This is a genomic window from Kutzneria sp. CA-103260, assembly GCF_018263855.1.
Classification (GTDB): Bacteria; Actinomycetota; Actinomycetes; order Mycobacteriales; family Pseudonocardiaceae; genus Kutzneria.
In genome coordinates, this window is record NZ_CP073318.1 from 3,218,904 (window position 1) to 3,233,864 (window position 14,961).

13 protein-coding genes are annotated in these 14,961 nt (G+C 67.5%); 8 read left to right on the forward strand and 5 right to left on the reverse strand.

Translation table 11 applies throughout. The annotated features are described in order from the left end of the window. Positions 1 to 96: 96 nt before the first annotated feature. The gene (locus JJ691_RS13990) at positions 97 to 2,124 is read right to left on the reverse strand and encodes a toll/interleukin-1 receptor domain-containing protein (protein WP_211769206.1); all 2,028 of its coding nucleotides are present in this window, start codon (positions 2,122 to 2,124) and stop codon (positions 97 to 99) included. Positions 2,125 to 2,583: 459 nt separating this feature from the next. Here JJ691_RS13990 and JJ691_RS13995 point away from each other — a divergent pair, with 459 nt between their 5' ends. Continuing rightward, a complete protein-coding gene (locus JJ691_RS13995; protein ID WP_211769207.1) occupies positions 2,584 to 2,853 on the forward strand; it encodes a DUF4231 domain-containing protein in 270 nt (89 codons plus the stop codon). A 427-nt stretch (positions 2,854 to 3,280) separates the two neighbouring features. On the opposite strand, the gene JJ691_RS14000 is transcribed toward JJ691_RS13995, so the two are convergent. Next, the gene (locus JJ691_RS14000; RefSeq protein WP_211769208.1) at positions 3,281 to 4,444 is read right to left on the reverse strand and encodes a 4-hydroxybenzoate 3-monooxygenase; all 1,164 of its coding nucleotides are present in this window, start codon (positions 4,442 to 4,444) and stop codon (positions 3,281 to 3,283) included. A gap of 88 nt (positions 4,445 to 4,532) precedes the next feature. Here JJ691_RS14000 and JJ691_RS14005 point away from each other — a divergent pair, with 88 nt between their 5' ends. The 3 genes from JJ691_RS14005 (at position 4,533) to JJ691_RS14015 (ending at position 8,672) form a co-directional block, all read left to right on the forward strand. Continuing rightward, a complete protein-coding gene (locus JJ691_RS14005) occupies positions 4,533 to 5,348 on the forward strand; it encodes an IclR family transcriptional regulator (RefSeq protein WP_249227906.1) in 816 nt (271 codons plus the stop codon). Between the two features lie 81 nt (positions 5,349 to 5,429). Then, positions 5,430 to 6,239 (forward strand): hypothetical protein, encoded by an 810-nt coding sequence (locus JJ691_RS14010; RefSeq protein ID WP_211769209.1) that lies wholly within the window; start codon positions 5,430 to 5,432, stop codon positions 6,237 to 6,239. Positions 6,240 to 6,605: 366 nt separating this feature from the next. After that, the gene (locus JJ691_RS14015; protein WP_211769210.1) at positions 6,606 to 8,672 is read left to right on the forward strand and encodes an NEW3 domain-containing protein; all 2,067 of its coding nucleotides are present in this window, start codon (positions 6,606 to 6,608) and stop codon (positions 8,670 to 8,672) included. A 4-nt stretch (positions 8,673 to 8,676) separates the two neighbouring features. On the opposite strand, the gene JJ691_RS14020 is transcribed toward JJ691_RS14015, so the two are convergent. After that, positions 8,677 to 9,513 (reverse strand): LLM class F420-dependent oxidoreductase, encoded by an 837-nt coding sequence (locus tag JJ691_RS14020; protein ID WP_211769211.1) that lies wholly within the window; start codon positions 9,511 to 9,513, stop codon positions 8,677 to 8,679. A gap of 38 nt (positions 9,514 to 9,551) precedes the next feature. On the opposite strand from JJ691_RS14020, the gene JJ691_RS53045 reads away from it, so the two are divergent. From JJ691_RS53045 to JJ691_RS14035, 3 genes are read left to right on the forward strand one after another with little or no spacing between them, the layout of a single operon-like run. Beyond that, positions 9,552 to 12,125, forward strand: a complete 2,574-nt coding sequence (locus JJ691_RS53045) for a fibronectin type III domain-containing protein (protein ID WP_211769212.1) — start codon at positions 9,552 to 9,554, stop codon at positions 12,123 to 12,125. 56 nt (positions 12,126 to 12,181) lie between these two features. After that, the gene (locus JJ691_RS14030; RefSeq protein WP_211769213.1) at positions 12,182 to 12,643 is read left to right on the forward strand and encodes an SRPBCC family protein; all 462 of its coding nucleotides are present in this window, start codon (positions 12,182 to 12,184) and stop codon (positions 12,641 to 12,643) included. Then, positions 12,640 to 13,209: a TIGR03086 family metal-binding protein gene (locus JJ691_RS14035; RefSeq protein ID WP_211769214.1), complete on the forward strand. Its 570-nt coding sequence runs from the start codon at positions 12,640 to 12,642 to the stop codon at positions 13,207 to 13,209. Before JJ691_RS14030 ends, JJ691_RS14035 begins: the two co-directional genes overlap by 4 nt. Here JJ691_RS14035 and JJ691_RS14040 read toward each other — a convergent pair. Then, positions 13,193 to 13,612 (reverse strand): PPOX class F420-dependent oxidoreductase, encoded by a 420-nt coding sequence (locus JJ691_RS14040; RefSeq protein ID WP_249227907.1) that lies wholly within the window; start codon positions 13,610 to 13,612, stop codon positions 13,193 to 13,195. The genes JJ691_RS14035 and JJ691_RS14040 overlap by 17 nt on opposite strands. A gap of 68 nt (positions 13,613 to 13,680) precedes the next feature. Then, complete coding sequence (locus JJ691_RS14045) at positions 13,681 to 14,355, reverse strand: DUF998 domain-containing protein (RefSeq protein ID WP_211769216.1); 675 nt, start codon at positions 14,353 to 14,355, stop codon at positions 13,681 to 13,683. 160 nt (positions 14,356 to 14,515) lie between these two features. On the opposite strand from JJ691_RS14045, the gene JJ691_RS14050 reads away from it, so the two are divergent. Further along, positions 14,516 to 14,917, forward strand: a complete 402-nt coding sequence (locus JJ691_RS14050; RefSeq protein ID WP_211769217.1) for a VOC family protein — start codon at positions 14,516 to 14,518, stop codon at positions 14,915 to 14,917. Positions 14,918 to 14,961 lie beyond the last annotated feature (44 nt).

Genomic DNA, 14,961 nt, shown 5'->3' on the forward strand with positions numbered 1-14,961 from the left:
CAACAGCGACTGGATCACGACACGCCGGCCAAGATCGCGCAGTGCGTTTGCCCTGCTAGCCCGCCGCGAAAGCTGGAGGTGTTGTAAAAACTCGACTCACGACCGAACGCCCAGGACGAACAGCACGAAACCCGACACAAAGCCGATAAAAACACCCATGAAAATCGCACCAGGAAACTTCAACAAATAGGAAATAAAGAAATCCACCCTACTTGTGGAGTCCACCCGCGGAAGCCAGTCGACGGCGAGTCGACGATACATTACCACGGCGTAGATCGTCGGCACGAAGGGGAATAAGAACATCAGCGCCACCAGGCCGTAATATCCAGCAGTCAGGACATCATTGAAGTACATGGGAGTCGGCAAACCGTCGTCGACAGTGACGGCATGAGTTTCGCCCACCGCCTGATGATGATTGTATATGTAACCGAAATCTCCGACATGCATCGCGAGCGCACACACGGCGATCGGGAGCGCCAGTGCCGCCATCAGCATCACTCGTGAGCGAAAACGGCGCACAGTGATGCCGCGTACCGAAATGCAGTAACTCGTATTCACAACAAGAGCGCCCTCCAGTGCGGCCAGTATCAACAGGGCAGCGGTTTGCAGGTTCATCCCACGCTCCGCCACTGCACTGACGGCATACCCGTAGAACGAAGCCCCGTACACCAGAAGATTTAGCCGCAGAAAGTCGACGCCGCCTGGAGACCGAACCCGTTCCGAACCGATCGGAACGACCGGCAGAGTGGGCACGCCGGCTTTGCCGGGAAACAATACAGAAAAGAGACCATACAAGGCGTCCGGTTGCTGCTCCCGAAAATCGAACCAGTGATGCCGCCAAATTTCGTCGACATCGGTCGCCAACTTCACACTGTCGACCATCACACAAATGACCCGAAGTCCCAATCTCGAAATATCCTCGGCGAGGTTCTTTGCGTCAACGCCCGAGCTCACCAGGACCAGGTGCCAGCATTTACTCGCAGGGGTCGCTGGAATTCCAACTTCACGGGCAGCCCAGCGAATCATTTCGGCGACAGACTCGTCGCGCGGCTCGCAGTGCACGTCAATGCCACCCGAATCGCCGAAATTCACCGGGGAGAAGTCGATCGATTTCGACCATTGCCGTCGAAAGTCTTGCCGCAAGCTGCCGCCGTACTTGCGATTCATCCGTGCAAGCCGGGCACGCGGACCCAATTCTCCTTCACCAGTCCGCGACCACATATGGGCGGTCAGCGACCGGCCGACGATCACGCAGGCGGCAGCCCCGAGCGCAAAGATCAGGGTCGCGCCGATACCGAGCGGCGGGGTGGCTTCGCCAACCTCGCGTTCATTCGCCAGCCTGTCGATAAGCGAACAAGAAAAGGAGAGCACGCCGAGAATGAAAGCGTAGGACATCATCATTATCCACAGTATAACGGAACTAGCCTGATTCCCTTGACGTGAGAGAAATTTATACAACCAGTACGCGACAAATGCAGCAATACCGACAGAAGAAACACCAACGCCGATGATAATACTTCCGAAAGCTCGATCGAAGCGACCCGTAAACTCGTTCATTACGGCCATTCGGCCTTGGTCGTTCCCTAGGAGCAACACGCCGATGCGAAAAAGAACAACGGAGACCCACAATGCGGACACCGAGGTCAGTACGACGATGACCGCGAGCGCCGCCAGCGGTCCGGGCATTCCCGGCCACTGTCGCAGCTCGTCATATGACACGCCACCTGCTACTTGAGCGGAATCCTTCGCTATCGCGTTCCCCAGGTTTGCCAACCCGAGTTGAAATTTAAGCCTGATGTCGATGACCGAACACGATCGCAATTCGACGGGAAGCTCGACCGAGTCGATGACGGCGACATGAACGGGGATGCCGCGCGCCAACGCGCGCCGCCACTCACGCTCGACGTAAACAGATCGAAGAGAACTCGGAGAGGCCAGCAATATCAGTGCGTCCGCGCGATCGAGGCCGCTCGCGATGGCCTCGGCCCAGTCCATCCCCGGCCGGATATCGTGGACGTCGATCCACGGGTCGACCAAGCCCTGCCCTTTAAGCGTCTCCATCACGGCTTCGGCGAAATAGAAGTCACGCCGCGAGTAGCTGATGAAGACTGACCGGGTCGCCATCCCACCGCCTCTCCACCTTGCTCCAGGTTCAGGCCACTCCCTCAATGTGGCGCATGGCTGTCGACCGGTGAGTGATTCTAGCCGATTGCGCCTTCTCTGCGGTGGGAAACTGCATAGCCCGACGCGTACCGGCAACCGGTCGCTCGCTACGAGCCTGCTTGCGGCGGCACGACAGCCCGAGCGCGCCGGCACATTCCTCAAGTCCACCCGATCGGCGGCACCGACCGCGTCTACCACGGCCCGTGGGGACGGCAGTGCTGGCAGAATGACTGCGGTGACGGAACCGGGGACCTCGACGGCCGGGCACACATGGGAACAACAGAGCGTCTGGTCGCAGGCAGCCGATCGCCGGAGAAGAGTCATCGGGCGATCCCGTGCCAGCGGCCTGTTGCTCTCGTCATCCTCGCGGCCATCGCCGGCACCATGGCCGCATAGGCTCTCGCCTGGGACTACACCGTCGTGGGGAAGACGCTGGCTTTCATTTCGGCAGCAGCCGTCGGCCTTGCGCCGCTCGCCGCCGCACGCACCGATCCAGCCGCAGTTCAGGCCTGGGCGCGACTTCGCTCGGTTAGCGAAGCGCTGAAAAGTGAGCTATACATCTACCTCGCGAGGACCGGCACCTACCGAACTGCCAACCCCGACCTCGAACTGCTAGCGCGCACCCAGCGGATAGTGACCGACGCCGCCGACCTGACTGTCCATATTGCCGATCTCGCTCCGGTTCAGTGAAATCTGCCAGCTGTCACCGATGTCGACTCCTACGCGGACCTCCGAGTGCGCGACCAGATCCGGAACTACTACCGGCCCCGCGCCGGGCCATGCAGTTGACCCACATGCTGACCACTCGGGCATCCGGTGACAAGCAGACTGCGGACGGCGACTTCTTCGTCGATCAATGCGAGCGGGTCATCTCCGCCGAGAACGAGGCGTGGATGGCTAAATGGAGCGCCCCCGGCGAGTCCCGCCCACAGTCACACCGAATACATGAAACGGGCTAATCCTGGGCGGCTGAAGCACGGCGGAGGCGTTCGGCGCGTTGAAGGAGATCTCCCAGCACACCAACGCCAAGCTGCACGACGTCGCCGCTGTGGTGGCCGCCGGCGGCAGCAGGATCCGAGCCCCGAGGCTGACCGAGGAGGCATGCCGACGGCATAGTTCACCAGGGCAGGCCTACGTAGTTCTCGGCGATGGTGGTGCGGGCGGCGGCGCTGGCGGCGGTGTAGCGGAGCTGGGCGAGCTGGACCTGGCGCTGGAAGGCGTCGGCGCCGGGCATGATGTGCAGCATGGAGGTCATGGTCCAGGAGAAGGCCTCGGCCCGCCAGACGCGTTGCAGCGCGGTGTCCGAATAGGACTCGACGAGACGGGAGTCGTTGCGGCGCAGGAGCTCGGTGAGGGCGAGGGAGAGCAGGCGGACGTCGGCGATGGCGAGGTTCATGCCCTTGGCGCCGGTGGGCGGCACGATGTGGGCGGCGTCGCCGGCCAGGAACAGGCGGCCGTGCCGCATGGGAGTGGCGACGAAGCTGCGCATGGCGGTGATTCCCTTGTCCAGCACGGGCCCTTCGAGCACGGGGCTCTCGCCGTCCAGCGCCATCCGGGTGTGCAGCTCGGCCCACACCCGGTCGTCGGGCCACTCGGCGAGGTCTTCATCGGGGGCGACCTGGAGGTAGAGCCGGGTGATCTCGGGCGAACGCATGCTGTACAGGGCGAAGCCGCGTTCGTGGTAGGTGTAGGCGAGTTCGTCACGGGTGGGCGCGGCCTTGGCGAGAATGCCGAGCCAGGCAAAGGGATAGGCGTGGTCGTACGCCTCGTGCGGCACGGAACTCCGGCTGACGCCGTGGAATCCGTCGCAGCCGGCGATGACGTCGCAGACGATTTCCTGGGGCTGGCCGGAGGAATCGGTGAAGGTGATGCGCGGGCGGTCGGTGTCGATGTCGTGCACGGCGGTGCCGCTGACCTCGAACAGGATCTGCCCATCGTCCCGGGTACGGGCGGCGATCAGGTCCTTGACGACCTCCTGCTGCCCGTAGACGGTGACACTGCGGCCGACCAGCTCCTCGAAGGCGATGCGGTGGTCGGCTCCGTCGAAGCGCAGCGAGATGCCGCCGTGCACCAGGCCCTCGCGGTCCATCCGCTCCCCCAGGCCGACCTCGCGCAACAGGTCGGTGGTGGTGTTCTCCAGGACGCCGGCCCGCACCCGCTGCCGCACGTAGTCCTGGCTGCGTTCCTCGATCACCACGGACTCGATTCCGTTGAGGTGCAGCAGATGCGACAGCAGCAGCCCGGCCGGTCCGGCTCCGATGATCCCGACCTGTGTGCGCATGTGGTTCCTCCCTGGTTGCCGACGTACAGCATCAGGGCCAGACTGGCGGCCGTCACGGCAGGTTTCCGTTGAACGGAAGGGTCACCCGTTGCCGCCCCGCACCACCACGCCGGCCAGCGTGGGCGCACGCCTGATCAGGGTGCTGGACGCGTTCACCGAGCAGGCGGCGGCGCTGACCCTGTCGGAGCTGAGCCGCCGTACCGGCCTGCCGCTGACGTCCACCCACCGGCTGGTCAGCGAGCTGACGGCGGGCGGACTGTTGGAACGCGGCGAGGACGGCCGGTACCGGATCGGCCTGCGACTGTGGGAGATCGCTTCCCTCGCGCCACGCGGCGTGGGACTGCGGGAAAGCGCGATGCCGTTCCTGGAGGACCTGTACGAGGCGACGCACCAGCATGTGCAACTGGCCGTGTTGGAGGGCCGCGAGGTGCTGTACCTGGAGCGGATCTCCGGGCGGGACGCGGTGTCGATCATCTCCCGGGTCGGCGGCCGGCTGGCGCCGCACGCCACCGGCGTCGGTGTGGTGCTGCTCGCGCACGCCACGGTCGAGGTGCAGGAGGCGATCCTGGCCGGCCCGCTGCGGCGGTTCACCGACCGCACCACCACCAAGCCATCGGAGCTCCGACGAATCCTGGCCGACGTCCGCCGGGACGGCTACGCGATCACCGACGGCACGGTGGAGACGGTGGCGCTGTCGGTGGCGGCCCCGGTGCGCGGGGCCGACGACACGGTGGTGGCAGCGATCTCCGTGGTGGTGCCGGCGGAGTCCGCGCGGCCGCGCGAGATCGTGCCGGCGGTCGTCGCGGCGGCGCGCGGCATTTCCCGGGTGCTGGGCGCACCGGGCAGCCAGCGACTCGGCCGCACCGTACGTCGGGAAACCCATCGACGGGACCTGCGAATCTGACACAAAAGTGTCACAAGCGCTGTGACACGACTGTCGAACACCACGACGCACCCTTTTCTGGAAATCCGCGACCAACAGGGCATGAGAATCCCGGCGAGCCTGGTTCTGGCGGTCGTGTCGCTGGCGCTCGTGGGCTGCGGCCACGTCCGCGCCACCGGCGGCCAGCCGTCGCCCGTGGTGTTGTCCTCGACCGCCGCGACCAGCGGTCCTCCCGCTGATGCGGCCGCGCGGGCCGAACCTGACGGCGAGTTCTCGCTGCTCGTGTTCGACCGTGTCAACGGACAGGTGATGGCCAGTCGCAATCCGACTACGCCTTACCCGGCGGAATCCGTGGTGAAACTACTCATCGCGGTCAGCGCGCTCCAGAGCGGCGCCGACGCGGGCGTTGTCGCGTCGATGCTGATGCGCAGCGACGACGAGATCGCCAATCAATTGTGGAAGAAATACGGGGACACCGCGATCGTGCACCGGGCGATCAAGGTGATGGGCCTGTCCGGCACCGTCGCCCCGGCCGATCCCGGCCGCTGGGGCGACACCCAGATCACCGCAGAGGACCTGGTGAAGGTCTACCAGTACCTGCTCGACAAGGCGCCGGCGACCATCCGCGACGTGATCCTGAAAGCGCTCTCCAGCGCCACCCGCTACGCCGCCGACGGCTTCGACCAGTACTTCGGCATCCCCGACGCCCTCGGCGACCAGGCGTGGGCGGTCAAGCAGGGCTGGGCGTGCTGCCGACCGGACCGGGTCGCGCACACCACTGGCCTGCTCGGCGACCAGCAGCGCTACATCGTGGTCGCGCTGAGCTCGCACGACGCGTCCACGACCTGGGACGAGGTGACCGGCGAACTCACCAAGGCGGTGCAGGCGGCGGTGACCGGGCTCAAGTTCTGATTCCCTCGGCGAGCTTTCCCAGCAGGGCGGCGGTTTCCGCCGGCCTGGTGCGGACCGGCCGGCCAGCGATCCGCCCGGCTGCGCGGTCACCCCGGCCAGGTAGTGCACGCCGGCGACGCGGTCGGGGACGCGGGCCGCGGCGGCGTCACGCGCTCCCAGACCCAGCCGCCCGGACCGGAGCCGGCCACCAGCACGATCTTCGCCATGTCCGCGCCGTAGAGGCTGGGCCGATCGTCTGTTCCGGTTTTCACTCATGAACAGCGCTCCGATGTCTGTGCGCCTTTTGGCCTAAAAACATCGGGTCACTGTTGCCCGTAAAGGTTCTCCGGCCTACGTTTCGCCTCAGTCACGACGAGGAGGTCGGATGTGTTCCGGGTCTTAGCGGTGCTGCCGGTGTTGCTCGTCGGGCTGGCGACGCCAGCCGTGGCCCAGAACCAGGTGAAGCTGGACAACGGCCTGGCGGCCACCCCGCCGATGGGCTGGAACGACTGGAACGCCTTCGGCTGCGGCGTGGACCAGCAGCTGGTGGAGCAGACCGCGGACACGCTGGTGTCGAGCGGGATGCGGGACGCCGGCTACACATACGTGAACATCGACGACTGCTGGGCGCTGCCCGACCGGAACGCGAACGGCGACCTGGTGGCCGATCCGGCCAAGTTCCCCGACGGCATCGCCAAGCTCGCCGACTACGTGCACGCCCGCGGTCTCAAGCTGGGCATCTACGAGGATTCCGGCACGCACACGTGCTCCAAGAGCGGCGGCTTCCCCGGCAGCCTCGGCCACGAGCAGCAGGACGCGGCGCTGTTCGCGAGCTGGCACGTCGACTACCTCAAGTACGACGACTGCAACGTGCCCACCGACGGCCAGAACGTCGAGGCCACGATCGCCCGCTACAACGCCATGCGAGACGCGTTGGCGGGCAAGGGAATCGTGTTCAGCATCTGCGAGAAGACCGACTTCGGCGTGCCCAACTCGGCCTGGCCGACGGTCGGCAACCTGTGGCGCACCACCGGCGACATCCACGACAACTACGCCCGCATGGTGGCCCTGTTCCACACCAACGTCACGCTGGCCGACCTGGCCGGGCCCAACCGCTGGAACGACCCGGACATGCTGGAGATCGGCAACGGCGGCATGTCGGACACCGAGTACCGCTCGCACTTCGCCCTCTGGGCGGAGATGGCCGCGCCGCTGATCGCCGGCACCGAGCTGCGCACGATGTCGGCCGCCACCAAGGAGATCCTGACCAACCGGGAGATCATCGCGGTCGACCAGGACCCGCTCGGAGCGCAAGGCCGAGCTGTCGCGCAGGCGAACGGCCAGTGGGTGCTGACCAAGCCGCTGGCCGACGGCAGCCGGGCCGTGACCCTGTTCAACGAGACCGACGCGCCGGCGACGATCACCACCACCGCCGCGCAGACAGGCCTCGGCCATGCCTTCGACTACCAGGTGCGGGACCTGTTCGCCCACACCACATCCGAGTCCGCCGGCCAGATCACCGCGGCCCTGCCGGCGCACGCCTCAGCGATGTACCGGATCTCCCCCAACAAGCGCCTCGCGCCGCCGCACGTGACGGTCGGACTGTCCAGTGTGGACGCCGCCAACCCGACGACCGTCACCGCGACCGTGACGAACGACGGCCTGCTGCCGGCGGTCTGGAACCAGCTGCACCTCACACTGCCGGCCGGCTGGTCGGCCCAGCCGTTCCACGACGAGCTGATCCCGGTTGTGCCCGCAAATTCCAGCCGCTCGATCACCTACCAGCTCAAGCCGCCGGCCATCACCACGCCATTGCCGACCGACCAGCTCACTATCACCTTGAACGGCAAGCAGTCCTTCACCGAGGACCTGCACCGGCCCACTCCGGTGGCGGCCCCGCTGAAGACCTTCGCCGCCGTCGACGGCACCACCCGACCCCAGTTCGGCCAGCTCGGCGACCGCCTGGCGATCATCGCCGCCGGCGCGGACGTCTCCGGCACCAACAACCAGTACGGCACGATCTACCAGCCGCAGGGCCTCAACACCATCGGCACCGCCACCACACAGGTGACCCAGCAGCAGAACCGCAACGCCTCCACCAAGTCCGGCCTGATCGTCCGCAGCGACCTGACCAAGGCGGACGCCTCCCCTGGCTACGTCACGCTGGAGGTGACCCCGAGCAAGGGCGTCCAGTTCCAGTGGGACGCCAACGGCGACGGCCAGCTGGACTCGGCCAAGACCGTCAGCGGCGTGACCGCGCCGGTGTGGCTGCGGATCACCCGCGACGGCACGGCGTTCACCGGTCAGTACTCGGTCGACGGCGCCACCTGGAACACCATCGCGACGATCACCGTGCCGTCGGCGGTCGGACCCGAGGACGTCGGCGTGTTCACGTCCTCCCACAACAAGTACGTCGACGGCCGGGCCGACTTCGGCTCGCTGACCGTCGGCTGACGGCCTACTCGCCGTGCAGCTCAGCGATCGCCGTCTCGATCCGGTCCAGCGCCCGCTCGACCGGGCCGAGACCGGCGGACGGAACGAAGAACAGCACCCGGCGGTACCCGGCCTCCTCGAACCGCGCCAGCGTGGACGCCTTGGGCTGCGCGTTCATCAGCATCAGCTCGATCGGCCGGTCGGCCCGCGCCAGCAGCTTCCGGCCACGCGTGATGACGTCGTCGGACGGCCCGAGGTAGTTGGGCAGCCAGGCGTCGCCGTAGGCCAGCACCCGCTCCTCGACAGTCGGCCCGTTGCCGCCGATGAGGATCGGCGGATGCGGCCGCTGCGCCGGCTTGGGCCAGGACCAGATCCGGTCGAACTTCACGAACTCGCCGTCGTGGGAGGCCTCGTCCTCGGTCCATATCTTCTTCATGGCGGCGATCTGGTCGGCCATCAGCCGCATCCGGGTCCGCGGGTTCACGCCGTGGTTGGCCATCTCCTCCCGGTTCCAGCCGGAGCCGACGCCGAACTCCAGCCGGCCGCCGGAGAGGTGGTCGACGCTGGCCACCGCCTTGGCCGTGATGATCGGGTCCCGCTGGGTCACCAGGCAGATGCCGCTGCCCACCCGCAGCCGCGTGGTCGCCGCCGCGGCGGCGGTGAGCGCGACGAAAACGTCGTAGGTGTGGGCGTATTTGCGGGGCAGCTCGCCGCCGGCCGGGTAGGGCGTGCGCCGCTCCGCCGGAATGTGCGTGTGCTCGGCGAAGAACAGCGACTCGAACCCGCGCTCCTCGACCAGCCTCGCCAGCGGCCCGGGGGCGACAGTCTCGGCCGTGGCGAAGGCGGCAACACCGAAGTCCATGAACGCACCGTACACCGGCGGTTACGAACGGAGCTCAGATGAAACGATCATTCCTGCCGGCCGTGGGCCTGGCGGTGATCGCCGCCGTCACGCTGACCGGCGTGCCGGCCGACGCGGCCGGAGCCGCCCACGGCGCGGACGTCTACGTGTCCCCCTACGGAAACGACTGGCTGCCCGGCACTTCGCTGCTGCCGGTGCGCACCCTGCAACGGGCCCAGACCCTCGTGCGTGAGCGCGCGTCGCACGTGGACGGCGACATCACCGTGCACCTCGCGCCGGGCGTGTTCGACCTGTCGCAGCCGTTGCAGCTGGACGGGCGGGACTCCGGGGTCAACGGCCACCGGGTGATCTGGCAGGGCTCCGGCCGCACCGAGATCAGCGGGGGCAAGCAGGTCACCGGCTGGCGGCCGGTGCCGGGCAAGCCCGGTCTGTACGCCGCGCCGGAGCCGAAGGGCATGGACAACACACGGCAGCTGTACGTCAACGGCGTACGCGAACAGCGGGCGCAGGGCACGGTCCCGGTGACGCTGACGGCGACCGCCACCGGCTACACCGCCTCCGCGCCGACGATGGCCGGCTGGCGCAACCCGTCGGACATCGAGTTCGTCTACACCGCCGGCGAGGCGCTGTGGAACATCCAGCGCGACGGCCTCGGGCAGTGGACCGAGCCGCGGTGCCCGATCGGCTCCATGAGCGGCACCACGATCACCATGGCCCAGCCGTGCTGGGACAACTCCACCAAGCGCGTGGTGTTCCCCAACATCCCGGGCCGCAGCGTCAACATGGTCGGCCCCTACGACCTGACCAACGGCCGCCAGCCCACCTACGTGGAGAACGCCTTCGAGGTGCTGGACACGCCCGGCGAGTGGTACCTGGACCGGTCGGCCCACACCGTCTACTACATGCCGCGGCCGGGTGAGAACCTGCGCACCGCGGACGTCGAAGTGCCGGCGCTGCAACAGCTGATCACCGCCTCCGACCTGCACAACGTGTCGTTCCGCGGCATCCAGTACGAGTACGCGACGTGGCTGACGCCGTCCTCGCCGGAGGGCTTCTCGGAGATCCAGGCCGGCTACACCAACACCGGTCCGGACGGCTGGGCCGTGCAGGGCCTGTGCCAGTTCGTGCCCGGCGGCACCTGCCCGTACGCGTCGTGGACGCCGGAACCCGGCAACATCAGCGTCACCGACAGCACCGGGCTGGAGTTCACCGACTCCGTGTTCACCCATCTCGGCGCGGCCGGCCTGCGGCTGGCCGGCAACACCCAGAACACCATGGTGCGCGGCAACGTCTTCACCGACATCTCCGGCAACGGCATCGAGATCGGCGGCGTCGACCAGCCCACCACCGGCAGCACCCACGACGTGCAGGTGCTGGACAACCACCTCTACGGCCTGCCACGGGAGTTCCACGGCGGGGTGGCCATTCTCAACGGCTACAGCCAGCACGACGTGATCTCCCACAACCAGATCGACAACGTGGCCTACTCGGCGATCTCGATGGGCTGGGGCGGCTGGCCGGACAAGATCAAGGTGGCCGCCACGCCGAACAACTCGCACGACAACGTGGTGTCCGACAACCTGATCCACGACTACATGCTGTCGCTGGACGACGGCGGCGGCATCTACACCCAGGGCATCACCGGCAGCTCCATCGAGACCGGTGAGAAGGTCACCGGCAACGTCATCTACGGGCAGCTCGGCCTGGGCAAGGGCATCTACACCGACAACGGCAACACCTACGAGAACGTGGTCGGCAACGTCGTCTACGGGACGCCGTACGCCAACGTCGGCACCGCGCACGTGGACTACCGGGACAGCCTGGGCAACAACGACCCGACCCTGATCCAGGGCAACTACTGGGAGCAGGGCGACAAGGACGGCAACAACAAGGGCGTCATCACTCAGGGCAACCACCTGCTGGACAACCCCTCGGCCGCCCCGAAGTCCATTGTGGACAACGCCGGCCTGGAGCCGGCCTACCGCGGTCTGCTGGCCAAGCGGGTCGGCGGCGACGGGCCGCCGGCGCAGCCGACCCGGGTTGGCACCTTCGCCGCCGACGGCAAGCTCTACGTGACCTGGAACCCCAGCTACGCCGTCAACAACGCGCCGCTGGACAGCTACCTGATCACTGTTGGCGGCAAGACCGTCAGCGTGCCGGCGGCGCAGTTCACCAAGCAGGGATACGCCGAGGTCGACGGCCTGGCCAACGGAACGTCCTATGTGGTCACCGTACAGGCGCACAACCGGTTCGGGGCCAGCACTCCGTCGCTGCCAGCGGCCCCGGTGACGCCGGGACCGTTGGCCGGCAAGGTGTCCGACGCGCCCACCGGCCTCAAGGCCATCCCGTCGTCCAGCGCCGCCAGCCTGCACTGGACCCCGCCGGCCAACATGGGTGACACCCCGATCATCGCCTACGTGATCACTGTGTCGGACGGCCGGACCGTCACCGTCAACGGCCGGGACGCCCTCGTGTCGCAGCCCACCGCCAAGGGCATGACCCGGGTCGTGGACGGCCTCAAGCCGGGCACCGCCTACACCTTCACCATCGCCGCCGTCACCGCCGACGGCCCCGGCGCCGCCGCCACCGTGCAGGCGACAACCCTCCCGTAACGGAGTTGCCGCACCACGCCGCCGGAAGGTCGGCGTGGTGCGGCATACTTGCCGCCATGGGGGAAAGACTCGAAGTGCAGCGCGTGATCGCGGCGACGCCGACCGAGGTGTTCGACCTGTTGTGCGACCCGGACGGGCATGTCGCCATCGACGCCTCGGGCATGCTCCAGTCCGCCGAGGGCGGCAAGGTCACGCAGGTCGGGGACGAGTTCGTGGTGCACATGGACCTGCGGGCGTTCCGGGACGTGGCCGAGGGCCGCTACGACGTGACGGTGTCGATCACCAGGCTCGAACCGAACGCGCTGATCGAATGGTCGGCGCGGCGGCCGGACATCCCGGCCGACGGGCACTGCTACGGCTACCGGCTGGAGCCGGCCGAGCATGGGACCCTGGTGACCTCCTACTACGACTGGAGTCTGGTCTCGGACGCCGAGCGCGAGCGGTACCCCTACCCGCGCATCCCGGAATCGGCACTGCGCGCGACTCTGGGCATCCTGGCCCGTACGGTGGAGCGGTGATCATCGAGCGCTACCTGGCCGCGGCCGCCGGCTTCGAGGCCAGGCTGCGGGCGATCGGCGAGCAGCAGTGGACGAGCCCGACGCCCTGCACCGAGTGGAACGTCCGCCAGTTGGTGAACCATGTGGTGACGGGCGACCAGCTCAACCGCATCCTGCTCACCGACCCCGACGCGGCGGCGGAGTTCCGGCGGAACCGGGGCGTGGACGCTCTCGGTGACGACCCGCTGGGGGCCTTCACCGAGAGCAGTCGGCGGTGCGCCGAGGCCTTCCGCACGCACCCCGACGCCCAGCTCGCGTTCCCGATGGGGCCGATCTCCACCGACCGCGCCATCGCGCTGCGGGCCACGGACGTGCTGGTCCACACCTGGGATCTGGCCCGGGCGATCGGGGCCGACGAGACGTTGGACGCCGAGCTCGTCGACTGGGCCGGCGAGAACCTGGACTCGACCTTCGCCGGCCTCATCGACATCCCCGGCGTCTTCGCCACCCTGACCGGCGACACCCCAGCCGAGCCGCAGGACGCGCTGCTGCACCGGCTGGGGCGGGACGTCACACGTTCCGCGTAAAGGCCTTCAGAGTGTGCGGCTCCTGGTCCATGTCGCCCGACTGGAGCCCGAAGCTGATGATCCGGCGCGGGTGGACACGGATGATGGGGCCGCCGATCGGGGCCTGCCCGTCGGCCGGATCCGCAAGGGCCTCGGCGTCGCCGCGGATCTCGACCATGCGGACCCGCCACGGGTCGGTCGAGTAGACGTCGTCGACGACGAAGGCGACCCGGCCGTTGGCCGCGACGTTGCGGAACTTCCGGCTGGCGGCCATGTTGTAGCCGCCGATGTCGATGGTCCCGGTGTCGGCGTTGTACCGGAAGCCGACCGGGTTGACCTGGAGCGTGCCGTTCGGCTGCGCGGTGGCCAGCCGGCCGATCCGCTGCGAGGCGAGGTAGGACAGCTCGGCGTCGGTGAAGGACACGGTGGTCGACCTTTCTCCGTTGTGGTGGAGGCTGCGACCCCAGTCAACAACCTCCACCATCCTGGAGATCAAGCCTCCGTGCTGGCCACCGCCGGCGTCGGGAACACGTCGCCGAGAATGGCCTCGCCCTTGGTCAGCCAGGCCACGCCGAAGGACATCACCGCGATGGACTCCAGCCACAGCTCGGGGTGCAACCCGGCGGTGGCGGCGGCGAAGAACTGGTGCACGGCCGCGATGGCCAGCAGACACGCGATGATCACCACACCGCACGTGAGGTACAGCCGGTTGCGTTGCAGCTTGCGCTCCGTCGGCCCCATCTCGCTGGTCCGCCGGAACAGCACGATGGCGAAGAAGGCGATGGTCAGGAAGAAGATCGACGCGAACACCAGGTGCAGCACGCCGATCAGGGAGGCCGTGCTGGACGGATTGTCCGGCGCCGTCGGGAACAGGGCGACGCCGATCGCGGCGATGCCGGCCACGTTGCCGGCGATGTCGTCGATGGCCTCGTAGCCACGGTAGGACAACAGGAACGCGCCCACCGCGCACATGCTGCCGACGAACACGCCGCGCATGTCGGTGTAGAAGTAGGCGCTGATCGAGTCCTGCAGGCCGCCGCCGTCGACGATCAGCTTGCCGATGATCAGCACGACCGGCAGGGCCGTGCCGATCACGCCGATGGCACGGCGCAGGTACAGGTACGAGTGGACGAGAGTGTCCTCTGGGGATCTGGTTGTCGGGCTCATGGCCGCCTCCGCGCGCAGTCGCTGTTCCAATGATCGGCGCACCGCCGCCGGGACCTTAGTCCTGACCTCGGGTTTTCACGTGATCGGCGGACAGTTCGCGTTGTCCGACCCCGGTCGCGGTGCGAGGATGGCGGCCTGTTCACGACCCGAGGAGCACGCCATGGGCTCACTGCTCAACCCCTACATCAGCTTCGCCGGCGACGCCCGCCAGGCCCTGGAGTTCTACCAGGCCGTGTTCGGCGGCGAGCTCAGCCTCAACACCTTCGGGCAGTTCGGCCAGACCGGCGACGGCGCCGACCAGATCATGCACGGCCAGCTGAGCACGCCCAGCGGCTACACCCTGATGGCGTCGGACACCCCGCCCGGCATGCCCTACAACCCCGGCGACAACATCACCGTCTCGCTGTCCGGCGACGACGACGCGGAGCTGCGCGGCTACTGGGAGAAGCTGTCCGACGGCGGGACCGTGACCGTGCCGCTGGAGAAGCAGATGTGGGGCGCGGTGTTCGGCGCGTGCAAGGACAAGTTCGGCATCAACTGGATGGTCAACATCGGCGGCTGAGAACCCCGGAACCACTTGCCCATAGTCCGATGATCGGTATATAC